Raw genomic sequence first — 22705 nt, 5'->3', positions numbered from 1 at the left:
GTTATGCGGCTGCTGGGGTTATCCACAATGTATTGTTATTTCAGTTCACCACCCAGGTTTGTGAACCGGCTATCAACTTATCGAGTGAAAGGTCTTTTTTCGTTGCCTTTGCCTGAGCGATTTGTTCATTAGCCAGCGACTCATAGGTAGGGCGACTGGTTTGATAGAAAATTCCAAAAGGTCGTGGGAAGAAGTTTTCATCGCCAGGCATCTCAAAAAAGTTAGCCAATATCCATGCCTTTGTCAAATCTTTTGGGTCGTGAATCCAAAGATCGTCTGCAGTAAATTTATCTCCTAATGTGACAATTTGAGGTGTGCATCCATCTAGACGAATTCCTTTATCTTGATGTACACCGAAGATCAATGGTTGACCAGGCACAAGATTGATAGTATTCTCAGCTTTGTGTGTTTTATCTGAAAAAATTTCAAAAGCACCGTCGTTGAAAACATTGCAGTTTTGGTAGATTTCAATGAAGGATGTGCCTTTGTGAGCAATGGCCTCGCGCAGTATATAGCGCAAGTGCTGGGGATCTCTATCAATGGTGCGAGCTACAAAAGAGCCTTGTGAACCAAGTGCCAATGCAATTGGATTCACAGGATGATCAATAGTGCCGAAAGGTGAAGATTTTGTCTTCTTTCCGAATTCTGAAGTAGGCGAGTATTGTCCTTTTGTAAGTCCGTAAATCTCGTTGTTAAAGAGTAAAACCTGAACGTCCAGATTTCTTCGAAGCAGATGCATAGTGTGATTTCCACCGATGGAGAGGCCGTCGCCATCACCAGTAATGATCCATACGCTCAGCTCAGGGCGAGTCATTTTCAGACCGGTTGCAATAGTAGCAGCCCTGCCATGTATACCATGCATGCCATAGGTATTCATGTAATAGGGAAAGCGCGATGAGCAACCAATACCACTTACAAAGACAATTTCTTCTGGTCTCAAACCTGTTTCAGGAAGTACGCTCTGAACTTGCTTTAATATGGAGTAATCACCGCAACCAGGACACCACCTTACCTCCTGATCACTCGCAAAGTCCTTGGCTGTTAAGACGTTCATTGATTTTTTATTTTCTTTACAAAGGTACTCAAGCAGTAAGCTTCGCAAATGATTTGCATCAGATAAAAAGGTGATGTTTTTTTATAGTATTTTTCTATCAAAAATAAATATTGTTAGATTTTTATAATAAATATAACTTCACTACTTTTGTTCAAAACAATAAGGCCTATGAAAAAGCACACACTAATCGTATCAGCTGCAGTGATCACTGCTCTCATTACAAGCCAGGCTTGTAATCAGTCAACCGAAAAAGAGAGCGCTGCTGAAGCAGAAGCAGCCTTCACCGCAGAAGATTCAACCCTTTGGAAAACTGCTTCAAACATTTTCAAGCCTCTACCATCAATCGAGGTAGATTTAGAATCCCCATTGTTCAAGTTGGGTGAAAAGCTGTACCACGAAACTGCTCTTTCAGCCAACAACCAAATGAGCTGCAACACCTGCCATCAAGTAGCAAACTATGGTGTCGACAACGAGCCTACATCGCCAAGTTTTGACAAAAAAGCTCGTGGCGAGCGCAATAGCCCCTCTTCTTATAACGCAAGCTTGCACATAGCCCAATTTTGGGATGGCAGAGCTGCTGATCTCGTAGAGCAAGCCAAAGGCCCCATCCTAAATCCGGTGGAAATGGGACTGAGAAACGAAAAAGAGGCTGTTGCTAAAATTAAGGCTATTCCTGAATATAAAGCTTTGTTTGAAGCTGCCTTTCCGGGCGAAAAAGATCCTATCACATATCACAATATTGCATTGGCTATAGCTGAATACGAAAAATCACTGTTGACCCCTTCACCTTTTGATGAATACCTTAAAGGAAACTACGCTGCACTTGATGCTAAGCAGCGCGAAGGTCTTAAGACTTTTATTGAAACCGGTTGCATCACTTGTCATACTGGTGTGAATCTGGGTGGACACATGTATCAAAAATTTGGTTTGGTAAAAGGCCCCTACTGGGAATACACCGGCTCAGAGCGCCAAGATGTAGGTCGATACGCTGTTACTAAGAATGAGGCAGATATGTATGTATTTAAAGTTCCCTCACTGCGCAACGTAGAGAAAACTTGGCCTTACTTCCACGACGGCAGTGTGGCCGACCTTAGCAAAGCTGTACGCATTATGGCCACAACCCAGTTAGGTCGTGACCTAAGTAACGAACAGACAGATGCCATTGTAGCATTTTTGCGCAGTCTTACTGGTGAAATTCCTAAACATATTGCCTCTAACTAAGTTGAAAATAAAAAATCCATAAATAGAATATCGAAAAATGAAGACCAACCGATTAGCCATTTTATTTTTAGCCCTAGCAGCTGCATGTGGCGGAGGGGCAGAGAAGGAAGCAGCTAATGCTCAAGAAGAGCAAGCAGTTCAGGAAGAAATACCCACAATGGTAGAAGTGGTGATTGAGGCCAACGACCAAATGAAGTACAACCTGGATCGAATTGATGTGAAAGCAGGTCAAAAAGTAAAACTCACCCTCAAGCACGTAGGTCAGTTGCCTATTGAATCAATGGGTCACAACTGGGTACTTCTAAAGCAAGGTACTGATGTGGCTGAATTCGCAACTGCAGCTATCAACCACAAAGACAACGGATACATCGACCCTGCCAAAGCAGATCAAGTAATTGTAAAAACAGATATGATCGGCGGTGGTCAAGAAACTACTATTGAGTTCGATGCTCCTGAAAAGGGAATCTACGACTTCATTTGCACCTTCCCCGGTCATTACGGCATGATGAAAGGTAAGTTTGTTGTAATGTAATTGAAGTAAAAAGCTAACAATTTAGAAGGTGTCCGAAACTTTTCGGGCACCTTTTTTATTTAAAAACTCAGCAGTTTTAAACAAATGCGCTTTGGGCTATTTGATTAAAAAAATAAATCAATATATTGCGTATCATTGACTCACTTAGTAAATTGATGCATGGTTGGTGATGCTACTTAATTGTTTTATGTTTAAAAAACAGATGATCAATCGACAGAATTAGGCACTAAAACTCTTTTGTAGGTAATAGCTTATTTACAACTTTACTTAATTAGCATCAAAAGATTAAAATTCTTACTACACAAAAAAAATGCAGAATCAATCAATTACTGGTGCAAGTAGGCATAAGACCCTCTTCATGAGATAGGCTCGGCCATAAACCGCAAGCTGGAAAATGCATTAGATGTCCAAATAAAAAACCGCCTTGCGAAACATCGCAAAGCGGCATAAATTTAGAAAAATATTGGTGAATTAATTTGCCAAGAACTGACGGAGTACGTACTGAAGGATGCCTCCGTGCGTGTAGTAGGCGATTTCGATTTTTGAGTCGAGACGGCAAATGACCTGGAAGGTCTTTTGAGCTCCGGTGTGATCAGTAGCCGTTACGGTGAGGAGTTTTCCCGGTGTAAGACCCTCCGTTATGCCAGATATAGTAAAACTTTCACGACCTGTAAGGCCAAGGGAGTCAGCATTTTGACCGTCGAGGAATTGAAGTGGCATCACTCCCATTCCAACCAGGTTTGAGCGGTGGATGCGCTCGTAGCTCTCGGCAATCACAGCGCGTATACCGAGCAGATAGGTGCCTTTAGCTGCCCAGTCACGCGAAGAACCAGAACCGTACTCTTTACCAGCAAGCACGATGAGAGGCGTATTTTCAGCTTTGTAACGCATAGCAGTATCGTATACTGTGTCTTCTACACCTGAGGGTATATGTACTGAGTATCCTCCTTCGCGCGTTGCAATTCGGTTTTTGATGCGTACATTGGCAAAAGTACCGCGCACCATTACTTCGTCGTTGCCGCGACGTGAACCGTATGAATTGAAGTCCTTCTTCTCTACTCCGCGAGAGAGGAGGTACCTGCCGGCGGCAGAATCTTCCTTAAAAGAACCAGCGGGCGAAATATGGTCGGTAGTAACGCTATCACCTAACCACAAGAGCACGCGTGCACCTTCGATATCTGTTGGAGTAGAAGGTTTATCGGGCAGGTTTTTGAAGAAGGGTGCTTCCTTGATGTAGGTTGATGAGCTATCCCACTGGAAAGTTTTACCAGTGGGTGCATCGAGGGCTTGCCATTGCTCATCGCCTTCGAAGATGGTAGAATAACTGCGCTTGAAATCATCGGGTGTAATTACGCGCGCAATGGTAGCTCGGATTTCATCTTCTGATGGCCAGATGTCGCGCAAGTAGACTGGCTCGAGATTGGGGTCGTACCCTATGGGTTCATTCATCAGGTCGATGTCCACTCTTCCGGCAATAGCATAGGCTACTACCAGGATGGGCGACATCAGGAAATTCATCTTGACCTGAGGGTGTACCCGGGCTTCAAAGTTTCGGTTGCCTGAGAGTACTGAAGCTACTACAAGGTCATTCTCGTCAATGGCTTTAGCTATTGGTGCCGGGAGCGGGCCGGAGTTTCCTATGCAAGAAGTACAGCCGTAGCCTACTACATGGAAACGAAGCGCTTCCAGGTCGGTGAGCAGACCTGAGCGCTCGAGGTAATCGGTCACCACCTTCGAACCGGGAGCCAGCGAAGTCTTTACCCAGGGCTTTACGTTCAGACCGCGCTCACGGGCTTTGCGTGCGAGGATACCTGCACCTATCATTACAGAGGGGTTGGAAGTATTGGTGCAAGATGTGATAGCGGCTATAACCACACTGCCGTCAGAGATTTGTTCGGTTTCAGTACCAATTCTAACTGCAGCTGTACGAAGGGTTTTTACTTCCTCAGCTACAGCTACGTCAGCATCTTCTACCTCCATCTCACCTCGCTCTTCTACCGGCAGATACTTTCGGCCATAATTGGTCTCTAGAAGTGAGATGAATTTACTCTTAAATTCCTTGAGCAAGATTTTGTCTTGCGGGCGTTTCGGTCCAGAAACAGTAGGCTCAATAGTAGATAAGTCTAGCTCAATGAGTTGAGAGTATTGGATTTGAGCGTTGTCGTCGCGCCAGAGGAGATTAGCTTTGCAATAGTCTTCCACTAACTTCACTGTTTCTACGCTGCGGTTGGTGGTTCGCATGTATTCGAGCGTGCGATCGTCAATGGGGAAGTAAGTTATGGTACAGCCGAACTCTGGCGACATATTGGAGATCGTAGCTCGGTCGGGTACAGAGAGATTAGCAAGGCCTGGGCCAAAAACTTCTACAAATTTGCCGACTACCTTATGGCGACGGAGAAGCTCGGTGATAGTAAGCACCAGGTCAGTAGCAGTGGTACCTACAGGCAAGCTACCGGTAAGTTTAAGGCCTACAACTTCAGGAGTAATGAAATAAATCGGCTGACCAAGCAAAGCAGCTTCTGCTTCTATACCTCCCACGCCCCATGCAACTACACCAATACCGTTCACCATTGGGGTGTGCGAGTCTGTACCAACTAAGGTATCGGGGAAGGCTACGCCGTCGCGCACGATTACGCCAGTGGCCAGGTATTCCAGATTTACTTGATGGCATATGCCCATGCCCGGAGGAACTACAGAGAAGTTTTTGAAAGACTTCTGTGCCCACTTAAGCAACTGATAGCGCTCGCGGTTGCGCTCGTATTCTACTTCTACGTTTTTCTTGTAGGCATAGCTTGTTCCGAAATAGTCCACAATCACCGAGTGGTCAATAACCAAATCGACCGGAATGAGCGGGTTTATTGTATCAGGCGACTTGCCGCGACGGGCAACTTCATCTCGGATGGAGGCAATATCGACTACTGCCGGAACACCTGTAAAGTCCTGCATCAACACACGGCCAGGCTTGAATGGGATTTCCTTGTCAGGCGGTGTGGGTTGCCAGTGGAGAATGGTTTCGATATTCTCGCGAGTGATGCCAAAGTCGTCGTAATTGCGTAGAGCATTTTCCAATAAGATTCGGATCGAATACGGCAAATGAGAAACTTTGTGGCCTGCTTCCTCTAATGCTTTGAGAGAATAGTACTTAACAGTGCCCGAAGACGTGGGCAACTCGCGTACTATGCCGAAGATGTCATTGTTTTCCATAGTCTATTTGTGTTTTGGGGGGTTATTGCTTGTTGAGATAGGCTGAGTACATCCAGCTGAGTTTTTCCTGCTCGCGAATGTAATCACTCATCAGCGCAATGGTGCCTTCGTCGTTAGCATCAGCGGAGAGGTCGAGCAGTTCACGCTGACTGGTGATGAGTATTTTCAGTGCATCAAGTATTCCTTTTACACACTCTCTGCCATCGGTTACATTTTCATGAGGCCGTACAATTGCATTATTTAAAATAGTTGCATACGAATGGTATGGAGTATGACCAAGGGTGAGAATGCGCTCAGCTACTTCATCGATTTTTAGAATTAAATCGTTATATAATTCCTCAAATTTCTGATGCAGTTCAAAAAACTTTTCACCTCGTATGTTCCAGTGATATCCGCGTACATTCATGTAAAAAACAGAGTAATTAGCCAACAACTTGTTGAGTTTTTCAGCTAAAACTTCTGCTTTTTGCTTGTCTATTCCAATGATATTCAGGTTGTCCATGATTTTTTTGTTTTATTGTCAAAAGTACTTTTCAACGCCCGTGAAGCCTATTAATTGGTTTTATTTAGAATAGTTCTACACTATGACTTTTTGAGCACAATGTTTTTTATTTCATTCAGCTTAATTAATGCTTCTATAGGTGTGATGGCATTCAGATCAAGGTTGCGTAGGGATGCGCGAATTTCTTCTAAAACAGTATCTTCTAATTGAAAAAGCGAAAGTTGAATTTCTCGAGGCATCTGTTTGTTTTGTTCTTTTGACCGCTCTTCGAGTTTTTCAAGCATCTGGCGGGCATGCTGAATAACCAACGCGGGTAATCCGGCCATTTGCGCCACGTGAATTCCAAAAGAATGCTCGCTGCCCCCAGGTACCAGCTTGCGAAGAAATACGATGGTATTCTTTGCTTCTTTTACGCTGATAGAAAAATTTTTAATGCGCTTAAATTGGCTCTCCATCTCATTCATTTCGTGGTAGTGAGTGGCAAACATGGTGTAGGGCCTGAACGGATGGTCGTGCAGGTAACGTGCTATCGACCAGGCGATTGAAATGCCGTCGTAGGTACTGGTACCTCGTCCTATTTCGTCGAGTAAGATTAGGGATTTTTCGGATATATTGTTGAGAATAAGCGAAGTTTCTATCATTTCGACCATAAAGGTGGACTCGCCCTGTGAAATGTTGTCAGAAGCACCTACGCGCACAAAAATTCTGTCTAATGGCGTAAGTACTGCACTTTCAGCGGGGACAAAGCTGCCAATCTGTGCAAGTAGACAAATTAATGCCGTTTGCCTAAGCAAGGCTGATTTACCTGACATATTCGGTCCGGTAATCATCATCAGCTGGCATTTTTCTTTGTCGAGCAGCACGTCGTTAGGTATGTAATCCTTACCGGGTGGCAGTTTTTGCTCAATCACCGGATGGCGTCCCGCCTTTATATCAATCACTTCGTTCTCCGTCAGCAGAGGTCGGGTATAATTCATTTCGAGTGCCAAATGGGCCAGGGCCACATAAATATCTGTTTCTGCCAACACCCGTGCACACTGTTGTAATGCCGGTAAGGAAAGTGTCAGTTGCTCGAGCAACTCAGCAAATAGCCGAGATTCGATGGTGACGATTTTTTCCTCCGCTGTCAGGATCTTTTCTTCAAAGATTTTCAGCTCCTCTGTAATGTATCGCTCTGCGTTCACCAGTGTTTGCTTGCGAATCCAATGTGCAGGCACTTTGTCTTTATGTGTATTTCGCACCTCGATGTAGTAGCCAAACACATTGTTGAAAGCCACTTTGAGGTTCGATATCCCGGTAGCTACACTTTCGCGCTGCTGCAGGTCTAGCAAGAAGTTCTGGGCATTTTCGCGCAGCTTTCGAAGTTCATCGAGCTGCGCATCTACACCCTCTTTGATCACGTTGCCCTTGTTCAAAGCTACTGGAGCATCTTCGTGCAGGCGGCTTAACAAAAGATGACGAATACCAGAGGTATCTGGCATTCGCCTGGCCAGACGTTGAGTGGCTGCGCCATCCACACAAAGAAGAGAAGTGATTTCTTCAGCTATTGCTAAGCTACGAGCCAGGATCATCAGCTCTTTTGGAGTGGCTTTCTGAGTGGCAATCTTAGAAGCAATTCTCTCGATATCAATTAACTTCGAAAGTTTTTCTCCCAACTGCCGAACGCTATCCACATGTTGTACAAACCACTCTACCAAATCGAGCCGCTCGTTGATTTTGTCTGTGTTTTTAAGCGGAAACGACAACCAGCGCTTCAGCATGCGCGAACCCATCGGTGTATGCGTGTGGTCGATTACATCGAGCAAACTCGTACCATCGGACGACAGAGATTGAAAAATCTCCAAATTCCTAAAGGTAAATCGATCAAGCCAAAGGTGATCTTCATTCGCAATACGCTGAATAGCCGTAATGTGGGATAGATCTTTCTGCTGTGCTTCGCGCATATAGTGCAGGGCAGCACCGGCGGCCAGCGCAGCAGCAGGATATTGGTCTAAGCCAAAGCCTTTTAAAGTACTTACTTTGAACTGCTTAAGCACTTGTTCCTCGGCATAGGTACCTCTATAGATCCAATCGTCAAGACCGTATTGAAAGCCCACCAGCAAAATCAGCGATTCCAGTTTTTCATAGGCTTTTTTCGGATATAAGATTTCTCCGGGCTTTGTCGATGAAAGAATTTTTTCTATATCGCTGCCGGTGCCCTGAGCGTAATAGAATTCTCCGGTCGATATATCGACCAGGGCCAGACCAATTTCATCTTCACCTGCCACAACTGAAGCCAAAAAATTGTTTGACCGCGAAGGCAAAAAATTATCGCTTAGTGCAAGGCCCGGAGTAACAAGCTCAGTTACGCCCCGCTTCACAATTTTTTTGGCCAGCTTGGGGTCTTCCAGTTGGTCGCACACGGCCACGCGATAGCCAGCACGCACCAGTCGCGGCAGATACACCTCCAGCGAATGGTGTGGAAAACCTGCTAACTCTACCTCAGCTGCTGCTCCGTTCGACCGCTTAGTCAGCACTATATCGAGTGCTCGTGCCGTTTTTATGGCATCTTCGCCAAACGTCTCATAAAAATCACCTATTCTAAAGAGCAATATCGCATCCGGGTATTTTGCCTTGATGCTGTAATATTGCTTCATCAGCGGGGTGTCAGCTCCTTTGCTCAATGTTTCAGCGTTTCTAATATGCAGAAGATTCCAAACGAAGCCCTGGGCAGGCTAGATATAAATGCATTTAAACAGGCTCCAAAAATACCACTGACCATCGTATTAGACAGTGTGCGATCCATGCACAATGTAGGCTCCATCTTCCGAATAGCCGATGCCTATCGCATTGAAAAAATTCTGCTCTGCGGTACTACCCCCACACCACCCCATCGCGAAATTCACAAAACCGCCCTTGGCGCCACCGAATCGGTCACTTGGGCTTACATTCCCGACATCCTTCATGCCATAAGGATTCTTAAAGAAGAAGACTATAATCTTATAGCCGTCGAACAAGCCACAGATTCCATTACCCCTGCAGATTTACCAAACCTTTGTGCTCAGTATCAAAAGTTTGCTCTCATCTTTGGTCACGAAGTGTTAGGAGTAAGTCAGGAAGCCATCGACAGGTGCGATTATTGCCTGGAATTGCCGCAATACGGTACAAAGCATTCGCTCAACATTTCTGTATGCGCCGGCATAGTAATCTATGAATTTTTCAACCACCTCCGCTCTCGAATCGGTCTTTGATCATACTTCATTAGATCGTCTTATTGTAGCACCATAAGTTGAAGTGATTTATTTTTCCTGAAATAAACTCTATCCGAAAAGCTTCGTGATAGAGACATCTACATTTATGCATTTATTCGCTTAAATCGTTTTAATCTTACTGATAGCTCTGCGTTCTTTTGGTTTGTGATCTAATCGAGCACGCTTTTACAATTCTTCTTCTTTATATCCAACATCTGTCTACATATTCACCTCCATAGCAATATTCAACTCATCTCAAAATTCTCAGATTGCGCAAAGCATGTCTCATTTCAGGATCTCAACCCAATGTAGCGCTTTTCTACCCACTCCATCGTCAATTTGATGCCTGCACGAAGTTCCAACCGCCACCACCAGCTCCTTTTCTTTTAACCCGCGCAAATAAGGAAATAGAACCATCTCACCAATCTTCATGCTCAGTTTGTAATGCGCTTTTTCATAGCCAAAGCTGCCCGCCATTCCACAGCATCCGCTTGGAATAATTTTTACCTTATAACCAAAAAACTCCAGAACCTCACGCGTATATCGCAGCGAGCTCAACGCCTTCTGATGACAATGCCCATGTACGTGCACCGTTCTTACCTCCTTCTCTTTGTCCTGTTTTTTCAATCTTCCTGACTTGATCTCTCGGGCAAAAAATTCATCCAGCAGCAAAACATTTTGAGCTAATCTTTTCGCTCTTTCCCTGAATTGTACGCGAACTATCCTCGGATATTCATCTCTGAACGATAAAATGGCCGATGGCTCTATGCCTACCAGCGGCACATTTTCAGACACAATCTCTGAGAAAATTTCCACATTTTGTTCCGCCACTTTTCTAGCCTCCGGTAGTAACCCCTTAGAGATCATAGCTCTTCCGCTCGAAGCGTGTTTCACAAATTTTACTTCATACCCATGCTGCTGCAGCAACTCAATAGCTTTACTACCAATGTGCGGCTCATTGTAATTGATAAATTCATCCAGAAAGAGATAAACTGAACCAACAGGATCATGTGGATTTTTCAGAAGTGCTTCATTGATCTGTCTGTGGAAAGGTATTTTAGCAAATGCGGGTAATTTCCTTTCCTTTGCAATTCCAACTGATCTCTTAATTAAATCTCCAATGAATCGATTTTCAAGCAGAGCATTTGAAAATCTTGGTAACAGGGCTGCCCAACGAGCAAGACGGTCAAAATGACCAAAAAACAGTGTGCTCAATGACTTGCCGTGTACTTTCTGGTACTGATAGAGCCATTCGCTCTTCATAGATGCCATATCCACATTACTAGGGCATTCGCGCGTACAGCCCTTGCATGATAAGCACAAGTCCATCACCTCTTTCAATTCAGGATGTGCAAAACCCTTCTGCCCATTAGCAGCACCCGAAACAAATTCGCGCAGTGCGTTTGCTCGCGCACGGGTTGTATCTTTTTCATCGAGAGTGGCTTGATACGAAGGACACATCGTGCCTCCGGTCGAAAAGGGCTTTCGACAGTCTCCCGACCCATTGCATTTTTCTACAGCTGCCAGAAATCCTCCTTCCCTTCCGTAATCAAAGAAGGTGTCGATGGTCTGAAGTGGCGTTGTTGGATCCTCGCGCAGGGAGGTATCCATTGGCGGGGCATTCACTACTTTTCCGGGGTTGAACAAATTGTGCGGATCAAAAATTTGCTTGACTCTTAAAAAGGCCTGATATATCTGAGGACCATAAAACTCTTCAATAAACTCGGCCCTCACACGTCCATCTCCGTGCTCTCCTGATAAGGACCCATTGTATTTTTTCACCAATCTGGCTGACTCTGTACTGATCTGCCGCAGCTGCTTAAATCCCTGTGGATCTCGCAGATTGAGGATGGGTCTTAAGTGAATCTCCCCGGCCCCGGCATGTGCGTAATGCACCGATCGTTGGCCAAATTTTTCCATCATTTGGTCAAATTCGTCGATGTAATCGGGCAGGTCTTCTATGTCTACAGCTGTATCTTCTATACAAGCTATTGCCTTAGCCGGTCCGGGGATGTTTGAAAGTAGGCCGAGGCCGGCAGCTCTCAACGACCAAATTTTTTGAGTATCGTCATTCCATAATACCGGAAATGCATAGCCGAGATTTGCTTCTTTAAGGTGCGCAATAGTGGTTTCTACTGCTTTTTGCAGCGCACTTATTTCATCAGCTCTCAGCTCTATTGCTAAAATCGCTTCAGGATCGCCTTCTATAAAAAATCGGTTTTCTCGTTGTTCTAAATTTTCTTTCGTGCAATCAAGTATGATTTTGTCAACCAATTCACAGGCAAAAGGGCTCACTTTCATGACTTCTCTGGCTGCCTCCATACTCTGCCGGATGGTAGAAAAATGCGCACAAATCACTGCAACTTCTTTCGGCGGCAGCCGATCCAGTTTCAGAAGAATTTCTGTTATAAACAGTAATGTGCCCTCTGAACCTGAGATCAGTTTTGCAAGGTTTAGCCGATCTGTTCTTTTCCCAAGGTCGATTTGATCGAGTAAAACATCCAGAGCATATCCAGTATTTCTGCGGTGAATTGTTTTTTTAGGGTAATTTTTTTGAACAGCGTCTACCAATGCTGAATCAGAAAGAAGTTCGAGCATAGAGCTCAGGATTGAATGAGGAGCTTTACCCTCCGAAAGTTCTATAATCTCACCATTAGAGAGCACCCCTCTGATGGCCAACACTTTATCACGCGTTACTCCATACTTGACCGAAGTTGAGCCAGAAGAATTGTTGGCGACCATTCCACCGAGCATACATCTATTAGATGTAGATGTATTTGGGCCGAAAAACCAGCCGTAAGGTTTGAGCATTTCATTGAGCGAATCGCGTATTACTCCGGGTTGAACTTTAACAATTCCAATATGCAAATCAAAGTCCAACACCCGGGTCATATATCTCGATGTATCGGCCACAACACCACTGCCGACGCACTGTCCCGCCAGTGAGGTACCTGCTGTACGAGGAATGATAGGGATATTTTTTTCTCTGCATGTGTCCACAAGAATTTTTACATCTTCCTCATCGCGCGGATAAACCACAGCTAATGGATATTCTTTGTAGATGCTTGCATCTGTAGCATATAGCACTTTGTGCAGAATATCATCAAATATTTCGCCTTTGAAACCCTTTGTTAGTAAAGCACTCTTTAACTCTCCTTCGTTCATAAATCTCTTAATAAAAAAACCCGCCACAAGGCGGGTTTAAAGTTCGTTTAATCTTTCTTAATGATGGAAAGTATTTTTCTCATCTTCGCTCAGCGGCACTGTTTGAGGTACAAAATCTTCCGGAGCACCAGGCTTGCTGTAGTCATACGCCCAGCGATGAACTTTCGGAATTTCGCCAGGCCAGTTGCCGTGGATATGCTCTACAGGGGCAGTCCATTCCAGTGTGTTTGATCTCCAGGGATTCTGAGGAGCTTTCGGACCTCTGATGGCGCTGTAAATGAAGTTATAGAAGAAAATCAATTGAGCTATTCCACCTATTATTGCAAAAACAGATATTACCACATTTATATCTGCCAAATTATCAAACATTGGGAAGGCAGTATTAGTGTAATATCGTCTTGGCAAACCACTCATTCCGAGGAAGTGCATTGGGAAGAACACACCATAGGCGGAAATAAATGTTAGCCAGAAGTGCCAGTATCCAAGCTTACGATTCATCATTCTGGTAAAGAGTTTGGGGAACCAGTGATAGATTCCGGCAAACATTCCGAAGATGGCCGATAGACCCATCACGATGTGGAAATGAGCCACTACAAAGTAAGTGTCGTGAACGTTGATGTCCAGGGCAGAATTACCTAAAATGATACCAGTTAAACCACCCGTAATGAAAGTTGAAACCAGACCAATAGAGAACAACATGGCTGGTGTAAACTGCAGATTACCTTTCCACAGGGTTGTAAGGTAGTTAAACGCTTTAACTGCAGATGGAATTGCAATTAAAAGGGTTGTAAAGGTGAATACTGAACCTAAGAAAGGATTCATACCAGTTACAAACATGTGGTGGCCCCACACAATGAAGGAAAGGAAGGCTATAGCCATTATTGAACCCACCATAGCTCTGTATCCGAAGATGGGCTTACGAGCGTTGGTAGAAATCACTTCTGAAGTGATACCCAATGCTGGCAATAAGATTATGTAAACTTCAGGGTGACCGAGGAACCAGAACAAGTGCTCATACAAAATCGGACTACCACCTGTATTTGAAAGCACCTCGCCCTGAATCATAATGTCTGACAAGTAAAAGCTAGTTCCAAGGCTTCTGTCAAAAAGGAGTAATAGAGCTGCAGAAAGCAACACAGGGAATGAGAGAACGCCTAAGATAGCAGTTACAAAAAATGCCCAAATTGTAAGAGGTAATCTTGTCATAGACATACCCTCTGTTCTCATGTTGAGCACTGTTACAATGTAATTAATACCGCCCAGGAGAGATGATACGATAAATAGAGTCATCGATACGAGCCATAAGGTCATACCCATACCTGAACCAGGCATAGCCTGCGGCAGAGCACTTAATGGCGGATATACAGTCCAACCTGCAGCTGCAGGTCCATCAGGTACAAAAAGAGAAATGACCATAACAAGGCTACTGGCAAAGAAGAACCAGTAAGAAAGCATGTTCAGAAAGCCAGAGGCCATATCTCTTGCACCGATTTGCAACGGAATTAAAAGGTTTGAAAAAGTACCACTGAGACCAGCAGTCAATACAAAGAATACCATAATGGTACCATGTATAGTAACCAGCGCGAGATACATCGATGGATCCATTACCCCTTCGCTGGCCCATTTGCCTAAGAAAAATTTTAGTATAGGAAATGGTTGTTCTGGCCAGGCAAGCTGTAAACGGAATAAAATCGACATCAGCATACCGATTGTCCCCATCACTATGCCAGTGATCAAGAATTGCTTGGCAATCATCTTGTGATCCATGGAGAAGACATACTTTGTCAGAAATGTCTCCTTGTGATGGTGGTGCTCCTCGTGGTGAGCTACTTCGGGTGTCATAACTTCATGAGCCATAGGAATATATTTAGAATTTTATACTATAAACTTTGAGCAAAAGTCTTTTGTTCTTTAAGCCAGTTTTTGTATTCGTCTTCAGAAACAACTTCAAAGATCATCTGCATGTTATAATGGGCAGATCCACAAATTTTATTGCAGAGCAAAATGTAGTTGAATTCATATTTGTCTTCACCTCTGGATTCTCTCAACTTGTTGATATGCTCTATTTGCTTGATCACTTTCGGATCCTGACGCATTTCGGCAGTTGTTTTATTCGGTACAAAGGAAAACTCGGTAACAGCGCCAGGAACGCAGTTCATCTGCACTCTAAAGTGAGGCAAATAAGCTGAATGGATTACATCCTGAGACCTCATTTTTAACTTTATGGGCTTGTTTACCGGTATTTTGATAAGGTTTTGAACAACAATATCATCAAGGCCATTCGGGTCATTTTTATCAATACCCAAAATGTTCACGTCTTCGATATAGCGCACATTAGCATAGCCGAGTTTATTATCTTCACCTGCAATGCGAGCGGTCCAGCCAAATTGCTTTGCGTAGAGTTCGATTACTATCGGATCTTCCTCAAACTTGGGGTTCATAATTTTTACCCAGGTCGATAAACCATAAGAAATCAGAACTACAAGTACGAAACCGGGTACAAGGGTCCAAATCAATTCGAGTTTATTGTTGTGCTCCATATAAGAAGCCTTTTGCCCTTTGATTCCGCGATATTTGTAGGAGAAATAAAACAACAATGGCTGAGTAATCAAAAAGGCAAGAGTAATGATACCAAGAGAAAGGTAAAAGAGAAAATCAGTTTTTTCTCCATGAACACTAGCAGGTTTAGGCAGTACACGTGGTCCCCATTCTACCACTGTGTAAACAAATCCTATCATAAACAACACTAAAAAACCCAGTAAGAGTTTGCCTTGTGTATCGTTTTCTTTGTGATCTGGGAGCCCTGTTACATCTTCTCTTTTAATTGCTGCAGATAATTCATTGATACGGATAAGCTGCCAGATAACTAGAATGAATAATAAAGCAGTAATTATTGCAAGTATCGTCATTTTATCAAAAATTAATTTTTATATGTGATGATGTTTACTTTCCAACAGCATTGGGTGATTCTTCATGAGCAGCGGTGCTTTCTCAAGGTTTCGACCTACCACGAGAATAAAGGCGCCTGCGTATCCTAAAAAGATTCCTATTTCGGCAATGCCAAAAGAGTAGTTTTCACCAACTGTACCGGGCATGATCATATTAAAAGTATCAAGCCAATGACCGATCAAAATTGAAATACCCGCAATCACAACAAATGCTCCGATTCGCTTCGTAGTTCTCGACATAATTACGAGAATAGGGAACACGAAGTTTAGAGCAAGCATGGTGATAAAAGGTACTTTATATATAGTGAATCGAGGCATGAAATACGTAACTTCTTCAGGAATGTTAGAATACCATATGAGCATATATTGACTAAACCATAAATAGGTCCAGAAAATAGAGAAAGCAAACATGAATTTAGCCAAATCGTGTAGATGGTTTTCATTCACCCAACTCAAGTAATTTTGGCCTTTAAGGTACAGAACCGTAAGTGTAACGACGGTAACAGAAGTTACAAACATACCAGCAAATACATACCAGCCAAAAAGTGTACTAAACCAGTGAGTATCAATACTCATGATCCAATCCCATGCTGATGTAGAAGAAGTAATTGCGAAGAATACCAAGAAACCGGCAGACAACTTCCAGTTTTTGCGCCACCAATTCCAATCGTTTGATTGATCGCCGAGGTAAGAATTTTTCTTCAGGAAATGTAAGAAAATATACCATCCAGCGATGTAAACTACGGTTCTGAATAAATAAAAAGGAGCATTCAGATAAGGTGTCTTTCCGGCAATTATAGCATCGTAGTTCGGGCTATTAGGATCAGAAATCCCTTCAGCAGTCCAATGCCAAATGTGGTGCTTGTGAAGAAGTACACCAGATATTACAATGATTAGCATTACAATTCCTGGCACCGGCAGAAAGCCAGCTATGGCCTCGAGGACTCTTTTTATTCCAACAGACCAACCAGCCTGTGCAGCATATTGGATGGCCAGGAAGAACAAAGCACCTAATGATATTGCCAGGAAAAAGAAGGTATTGACCATGAGTGCAGCCCAAGGTTTGTTATGTGCACTGTGGTCAGTATGCTCACTGGCGTGATCACCAGCTGCATGAGCTATGCCATCGTGTTGGGTTGCATGACTGTAATCAGCAATAACAAAGGCATAAACCAGTGAAATTATACCTACGACAAGCAGAGCTATTCCAATATTGCGAAGGGTAGGATGTAATTTGAAATTCATTTGACCTTGAATTAGTTATTGTTGTCAAGTTCTTTTCTAAGATGTAAGACATAGTGAACCACTTTCCAGCGGTCGTGCGGCAATACTTGAGCTGCGTGAGAGCCCATGACGCCTTTCCCGTGGGTAATTACGTGGTAAATTGACATAGGAGTGAGTCCGGGCCTGCTGGCTGATGAATACGAAGGTACTCCTGCAAATTTGCCTTTTTCTACAAGCACTCCATTGCCATCGCCTTTTTCACCATGACAAACAGCACAATAAATATTAAATTGCCTTTTACCTTCTTCAAAATCTTTTTCAGAAATAGTCTTGTATCTTTCTGGAAACTCTGTGATTTTTAAAGAGGCTTCATAGGCTTCGGGAGTATTTGGTGCGTCGTACACGAAATAGCCTCGTGGAACAGTACCATGCACTATAGGGCGAGCACCCAGGCTATCTTTAAAATTTGGATTTGGTTCATAAGTCTTGTAAGAAGCCACCCTGTACATGTTTGGCATATATTCTCTCCCCGGTTGAGAGGGATCTCTTTTACAAGATACAGTTATTAAAAGTCCACCTGCAATCAAAAGTTTGAGTGCAGTCCTCATTTTAGTGGTGATTTCCATTGGTTTCTTCTTCCTTTTTATTGATTTCAATAGCACCTTCATTTTTCAAAAGCTCAATAATTGCATCGGTATCTCCATTAGCTTCCACTTCAATCATAAATTTATCGTCAGTGGTGCGTGGATCTGGGTTAATGGCTTTACGTCCGGGAAATAATCCATTTACAGCAAAGAATGTCCACACCATGAGATGCGAAGCGAAAAACACAGTAAGCTCAAACATTACCGGTACAAAAGCTGGCATGTTTTTGCCCCATGTAAAACTAGGCTTTCCACCAATATTCATTGGCCAGTCATGGATCATGGTATAATAGGTAAGCCAGATAGCCAGCGACAAACCCATTAAACCATAAAAGAAGGCCGCTGTACCAATATTTGTAGGCTTTAATCCCATGGCATGGTCAAGGCCATGAACTGGAAAGGGTGTATATGCTTCTCTGATGTAATAGCCCTTGCCTCTCAGCTTTTTTACGGCATGAAGCAGAACATCGTCATCGTCAAACAAAGCTGATACGATTGTTTTAGTGTGTGTCTGTGTGGCTGTGCTCATACTTCAGGTGAGATTTTTTATACTTTTCAGATGAAGATTTCAAAATAGTTTTCAATTCTGCCTGAGCAATTACGGGGAATGTACGGGCGTATAATAAAAATAGAACGAAAAAGAATCCAATTGTGCCTATAAATATACCAATATCGACAAATGTGGGGCTAAACATGGTCCAAGAGGAGGGTAAGTAGTCTCTGTGCAGAGACGTTACAATAATTACAAAGCGCTCAAACCACATCCCGATATTTACAACTATTGAAATGATGAAAGAAGCAATCAGGCTCGTTCTGATTTTTTTGAACCACATTACTTGTGGAGAGATCACATTGCATGTCATCATGCTCCAATATGCCCACCAATAAGGGCCGGTAGCGCGGTTTAAGAAGGCATATTGTTCGTATTCAACCCCTGAGTACCAGGCGATAAAGAGCTCTGTGATGTAAGCTATACCCACGATAGAGCCTGTGATCATTATGATGATGTTCATGAGCTCGATATGCTGAATAGTAATGTAGTGCTCCATTTTGAACATCTTACGCATAATGATGAGCAGTGTTTGCACCATTGCAAAACCTGAGAAAATAGCACCGGCTACGAAATAGGGTGGGAAGATAGTGGTGTGCCAACCCGGAATTACGGAGGTGGCAAAGTCCATAGACACTATGGTGTGTACTGAAAGCACAAGAGGGGTAGCAAGACCGGCAAGTACAAGCGAAACCTCCTCAAAACGTTGCCAGCTCTTTGCCGTTCCGCCCCATCCGAAGCTCAGGATGCTGTAAATATGCTTTTGAACTGGACGAACAGCTCTATCTCTCAGCATCGCAAAATCTGGAATCAATCCTGTGTACCAGAAGACAAGCGAAACTGTAAAATAGGTAGAAATTGCAAATACATCCCAAAGAAGTGGTGAATTGAAATTCACCCAGAGCGGTCCAAACTGGTTAGGAATGGGGAATACAAAATAGGCTAACCATATTCTACCCATGTGGATTCCTGGGAAGAGCGCAGCCTGTATGACTGAAAAAATTGTCATAGCCTCAGCTGAACGGTTAATAGACATTCTCCATTTCTGGCGGAATAACAACAGAACTGCAGAAATCAACGTACCTGCGTGACCAATACCAACCCACCATACGAAGTTGGTGATGTCCCAGGCCCAACCTACCGTTTTATTGAGCCCCCATACACCGATACCTGTACCAATGGTGTAGAGAATGCATCCGACGCCCCACAGGAAGGCAAACAAAGAAATTGAAAAAACGATCCACCAGGATTTTGGAGCTTTCGTTTCTACTGGACGAGCAACCTCTACTGTAATATCGTGATAGGTCTTATCACCTAAGATAAGAGGTTCTCTAATGGATGATTCGTAGTGCATATTTCCTCTTCGCGTTACAATTGTTAAACAAGATTTCTGACTTTAGTCTGATAGAAGACTGATGGATTGGTTCCAACCTCTTCGAGAAGGTGGTACATTCTCTTATCAGCTTTGAGTGCAGCTACATGGCTTTCTTTGTCGTTGGCATCACCAAATACAATGGCACCAGTGCTGCAAGCGCTCATACAAGCTGTTTGAATTTCGCCGTCCATAATTTTTCTGCCTTCTTTCTTTGCCTGCAGCTTGCCAAGCTGAATTCTTTGAATGCAGAAAGAGCACTTCTCCATTACACCACGTGAACGAAGGGTAACATCTGGATTGAGTACCATCTTACCCAGATCGTCGTTCATTGCGTAGTTTATTTCAAATTGTTCAGGATTTTCGCTGTACAAGAACCAGTTAAAGCGACGAACTTTATACGGACAGTTGTTAGCACAGTAGCGCGTACCTATACATCTGTTGTAAGTCATGTGGTTCAGACCTTCGGCACTGTGGGTTGTGGCGGCTACCGGGCAAACGGTTTCGCAAGGTGCATGGTTACAGTGCTGGCACATCACAGGTTGGAAAACTACCTGAGGATTGTCTGAGGGTTTTTCCATTTCCTCAAACTTCTTAATAGCAGAGAGACCTTTCTCCTCTGCAAGTTCCTCAGTCATATCGCTCGAATAGTATCTGTCAATGCGCAGCCAGTGCATGTCGCGAGATACCCGAACCTCTTTTTTACCTACAACGGGCACATTATTTTCGGCATGACAGGCGATAACGCATGCACCACATCCTGTACACAGGTTTAGGTCGATCGACATGTTCCAGAAATGACCGGTTTCATGGTCAAATTCTGTCCAGAGATTGGTCTCTTTAGCAGTTAACGGGCCTTTATAAGTTTCAAATTTTGGCTTTTCATTCCAACCGTTGCCTCCGTCTTGAGCGGGTTTATTGATGTAATCTTCAAGAGAAACTTCTTTTACAATGTTGCGGCCCATCATAGTATGATGTAGCTGCACACATGCAAATTCATGCTCGCCTTCAGCTTTTTCTATAATTACACCTGTAAGATAATGCTCAGTTCCAGTCAGAGCATAGGCATTTACTCCCACACCATCAGCCACCTTGCCCATGCCTGTGCGACCATAACCTACGGCTAATCCGATTGTGCCTTCGGCCTGACCGGGCTGAATGATCACAGGCACTTTTTCAAGTTTTACATCGCCGTATGTTAAGGTCACATAACTGCCATTAAGGGCACCATTCGAAACATTTCGGTTAATAACGCCCAACTTTTCTGCATCTGTGCGGCTCATAGTCACATAATTGTCCCAAGATGCACGCGTGATGGGGTCAGGCATTTCCTGAAGCCATGGGTTGTTGGCGAGTTCGCCGGTACCAAGTGATGTTTTCTGGTAAACGACTAATTCCAATCCGTTAGAAGCGGCTTTTGGGAGAACGACTGATGCTAATGCAACCGGAGAAAGATTGATATTGATTGAAGCCGTTTCGCTGGAAATGTAATAGCCGTCGTGCAGAACTTCATTGAAATTGTAGTTTGAATAAAAAGACTTGAGATACGCGTAGTAATTTGGGTCTTGTCCCAGCCAGCTCAATAGGCACTGCTGCCACTGACGGGTATTGAACAAATTGTTTATGGTAGGCTGCATAAAGTGCGTAATGCCGGTACATGGTGAACCATCGCCCCAAGATTCGCACATGTGATTGGCTGCGCCTACATACTGCACTATTGAAGCAGTCTCGTGCATCTTATCAGCAAAGCACACTGTAGTCGGCACCTTAGCCAAGGCGTTTTTCAGCCTGCCTGCATTGATCTTGTTATAAGCAGGATTTACACCAGCAAAAATCACCGCACCTACCTGGCCTTTTTCCATATTTTCAACCAGCTGTATAAACTTTTTGTCATCTCCGGTGCGGAGGTTGTTGTATTGCGACTTTGAAAGTGTAGATCCAAAGTTTTCGAGCAGCATGTTGATGGCTATGGCCACCATTTCTGCTTCCTTGTCGTTGTATCCGTTTAAAACTAAAGATTTACCTTTTTTAGAAACAAGAAGTTCAGCAATTTTTCCTATTTCTCCGTCAATGGATGTAGAGACGGTTTTAACGCTCTCAGCGCCTAATTTTTTTGCAATGGCATTGTATAGTGCAAGTAATGCTGCTGTGTTTTCAGAAGCCTTAAGTTTGATGCGCTTATCAGCATTAGCACCGGTTAGCGACATGTTGGCTTCGATCTGGATATGCTTTGACATCTCTGGACCAGGAATTCTTCTGGAAGCATAGTCAGATTCCACAGACTGACCATGAATTCCGTTAAGAAAATCGCAGCCAAAAGAAACAACTACATCAGCCTTGTCGAGATGGTACAACGGAAACTTGCGAACACCAGTTGCCTGTTCCCATGCATCCAGAGCTTTTGATGCTGAAAAGGCATCAATTTCAATATGTGTAAAGTTGTTGTATGTGCTCCTGTATTTTTCAATCAAAGAACGGGTAGCAGGGCTATTGATGGTAGGTGTGACTAATGCAAAGATCCTTCCGGCGTCAGCGGCTTTTTTAATGCCATCAACTATCTCTCTGTCAAACTGATCCCAATCGATGTCGTTGCCGTCTTTTTTTGGATTTCTAAGACGTGTGCCGTCGTACAGGTTGAGTACGGCCGCCTGCACGCGGGCGTTAGTACCTGAATTTATCTTGGCGTCCTTATTGGGTTCGAATTTTATAGGTCTTCCCTCTCGGGTTTTCACCAGTATAGCTGCATAGTCATTTCCATCGTCGTAGAGCGAAGCAAAATATGTAGCTATACCCGGAACGAGTTTATCGGGAGCTGTGACGTAGGGAATAGATTCAATCACAGGCGCTTCACAAGCAGCAAGTGTAGCAGCAGCGGTACTAAAACCAAGATATTTTAAAAAGTCACGCCTTGTGGTGGTTGTAGCATTCAACAATTTTTCTGAAGCGGCAAAGAGGGATTCTGTGCTATTCGGAAATTCATTGGCCGCAAGATTTTCTACAAGTGAGGGATTATGAAGCTCTTCTTCTGATTTCCAGTACTTTTTATTAGATGCCATGAT

The 22705-nt window shown here is 43.7% G+C and carries 15 protein-coding genes; 3 read left to right on the top strand and 12 right to left on the bottom strand.

Features of this window, described 5'->3' with window-relative positions:
- Positions 1 to 40: 40 nt before the first annotated feature.
- Positions 41 to 1054, bottom strand: coding sequence for a 2-oxoacid:ferredoxin oxidoreductase subunit beta (locus ACK4EX_RS10860; protein WP_409772699.1), 1014 nt, complete (start codon positions 1052 to 1054; stop codon positions 41 to 43).
- A 168-nt stretch (positions 1055 to 1222) separates the two neighbouring features.
- On the opposite strand from ACK4EX_RS10860, the gene ACK4EX_RS10855 reads away from it, so the two are divergent.
- Together ACK4EX_RS10855 and ACK4EX_RS10850 are read left to right on the top strand one after the other, a co-directional pair.
- Positions 1223 to 2275 (top strand): cytochrome-c peroxidase, encoded by a 1053-nt coding sequence (locus tag ACK4EX_RS10855; protein WP_409772697.1) that lies wholly within the window; start codon positions 1223 to 1225, stop codon positions 2273 to 2275.
- 37 nt (positions 2276 to 2312) lie between these two features.
- Positions 2313 to 2807 (top strand): plastocyanin/azurin family copper-binding protein, encoded by a 495-nt coding sequence (locus tag ACK4EX_RS10850; RefSeq protein WP_409772695.1) that lies wholly within the window; start codon positions 2313 to 2315, stop codon positions 2805 to 2807.
- Positions 2808 to 3278: 471 nt separating this feature from the next.
- On the opposite strand, the gene acnA is transcribed toward ACK4EX_RS10850, so the two are convergent.
- The 3 genes from acnA to mutS all read right to left on the bottom strand — a co-directional run bounded on the left by acnA (position 3279) and on the right by mutS (position 9149).
- Positions 3279 to 6011, bottom strand: coding sequence for an aconitate hydratase AcnA (gene acnA / locus ACK4EX_RS10845; protein WP_409772693.1), 2733 nt, complete (start codon positions 6009 to 6011; stop codon positions 3279 to 3281).
- A gap of 22 nt (positions 6012 to 6033) precedes the next feature.
- Positions 6034 to 6513 (bottom strand): Dps family protein, encoded by a 480-nt coding sequence (locus ACK4EX_RS10840; RefSeq protein ID WP_409772690.1) that lies wholly within the window; start codon positions 6511 to 6513, stop codon positions 6034 to 6036.
- An 80-nt stretch (positions 6514 to 6593) separates the two neighbouring features.
- On the bottom strand, positions 6594 to 9149 hold the full coding sequence (gene mutS, locus ACK4EX_RS10835) for a DNA mismatch repair protein MutS (RefSeq protein WP_409772761.1): 2556 nt from the start codon (positions 9147 to 9149) through the stop codon (positions 6594 to 6596).
- A gap of 45 nt (positions 9150 to 9194) precedes the next feature.
- On the opposite strand from mutS, the gene ACK4EX_RS10830 reads away from it, so the two are divergent.
- Positions 9195 to 9743, top strand: a complete 549-nt coding sequence (locus ACK4EX_RS10830; RefSeq protein WP_409772688.1) for an RNA methyltransferase — start codon at positions 9195 to 9197, stop codon at positions 9741 to 9743.
- A 285-nt stretch (positions 9744 to 10028) separates the two neighbouring features.
- Here ACK4EX_RS10830 and ACK4EX_RS10825 read toward each other — a convergent pair whose 3' ends face one another.
- The 8 genes from ACK4EX_RS10825 to ACK4EX_RS10790 are packed head-to-tail and all read right to left on the bottom strand — an operon-like array spanning position 10029 to position 22702.
- Complete coding sequence (locus ACK4EX_RS10825; RefSeq protein ID WP_409772686.1) at positions 10029 to 12908, bottom strand: FAD-binding and (Fe-S)-binding domain-containing protein; 2880 nt, start codon at positions 12906 to 12908, stop codon at positions 10029 to 10031.
- Positions 12909 to 12965: 57 nt separating this feature from the next.
- Positions 12966 to 14765, bottom strand: a complete 1800-nt coding sequence (locus ACK4EX_RS10820) for a cbb3-type cytochrome c oxidase subunit I (RefSeq protein ID WP_409772684.1) — start codon at positions 14763 to 14765, stop codon at positions 12966 to 12968.
- Positions 14766 to 14788: 23 nt separating this feature from the next.
- Positions 14789 to 15817 carry a cytochrome c oxidase subunit II gene (locus ACK4EX_RS10815; RefSeq protein ID WP_409772681.1) on the bottom strand — a complete coding sequence of 343 codons (1029 nt, stop codon included), beginning with the start codon at positions 15815 to 15817 and terminating at the stop codon, positions 14789 to 14791.
- Positions 15818 to 15835: 18 nt separating this feature from the next.
- A complete protein-coding gene (locus ACK4EX_RS10810) occupies positions 15836 to 17101 on the bottom strand; it encodes a quinol:cytochrome C oxidoreductase (RefSeq protein WP_409772679.1) in 1266 nt (421 codons plus the stop codon).
- An 11-nt stretch (positions 17102 to 17112) separates the two neighbouring features.
- Positions 17113 to 17688: a c-type cytochrome gene (locus ACK4EX_RS10805; RefSeq protein ID WP_409772677.1), complete on the bottom strand. Its 576-nt coding sequence runs from the start codon at positions 17686 to 17688 to the stop codon at positions 17113 to 17115.
- 1 nt (position 17689) lies between these two features.
- Complete coding sequence (locus ACK4EX_RS10800; protein ID WP_409772674.1) at positions 17690 to 18253, bottom strand: DUF3341 domain-containing protein; 564 nt, start codon at positions 18251 to 18253, stop codon at positions 17690 to 17692.
- Positions 18225 to 19628 carry an NrfD/PsrC family molybdoenzyme membrane anchor subunit gene (gene nrfD, locus ACK4EX_RS10795; RefSeq protein WP_124397244.1) on the bottom strand — a complete coding sequence of 468 codons (1404 nt, stop codon included), beginning with the start codon at positions 19626 to 19628 and terminating at the stop codon, positions 18225 to 18227. The genes ACK4EX_RS10800 and nrfD overlap by 29 nt, the downstream gene beginning before the upstream one ends.
- 23 nt (positions 19629 to 19651) lie before the next feature.
- Positions 19652 to 22702, bottom strand: a complete 3051-nt coding sequence (locus tag ACK4EX_RS10790) for a TAT-variant-translocated molybdopterin oxidoreductase (protein WP_409772671.1) — start codon at positions 22700 to 22702, stop codon at positions 19652 to 19654.
- Positions 22703 to 22705: the final 3 nt, after the last annotated feature.

Source organism: Thermaurantimonas sp. (assembly GCF_046299575.1).
In the GTDB taxonomy this organism is placed as follows: Bacteria; Bacteroidota; Bacteroidia; order Flavobacteriales; family Schleiferiaceae; genus Thermaurantimonas.
The sequence above is the reverse complement of the archived record's forward strand: the minus strand, read 5'-3'. Positions and strand labels throughout refer to the sequence as shown.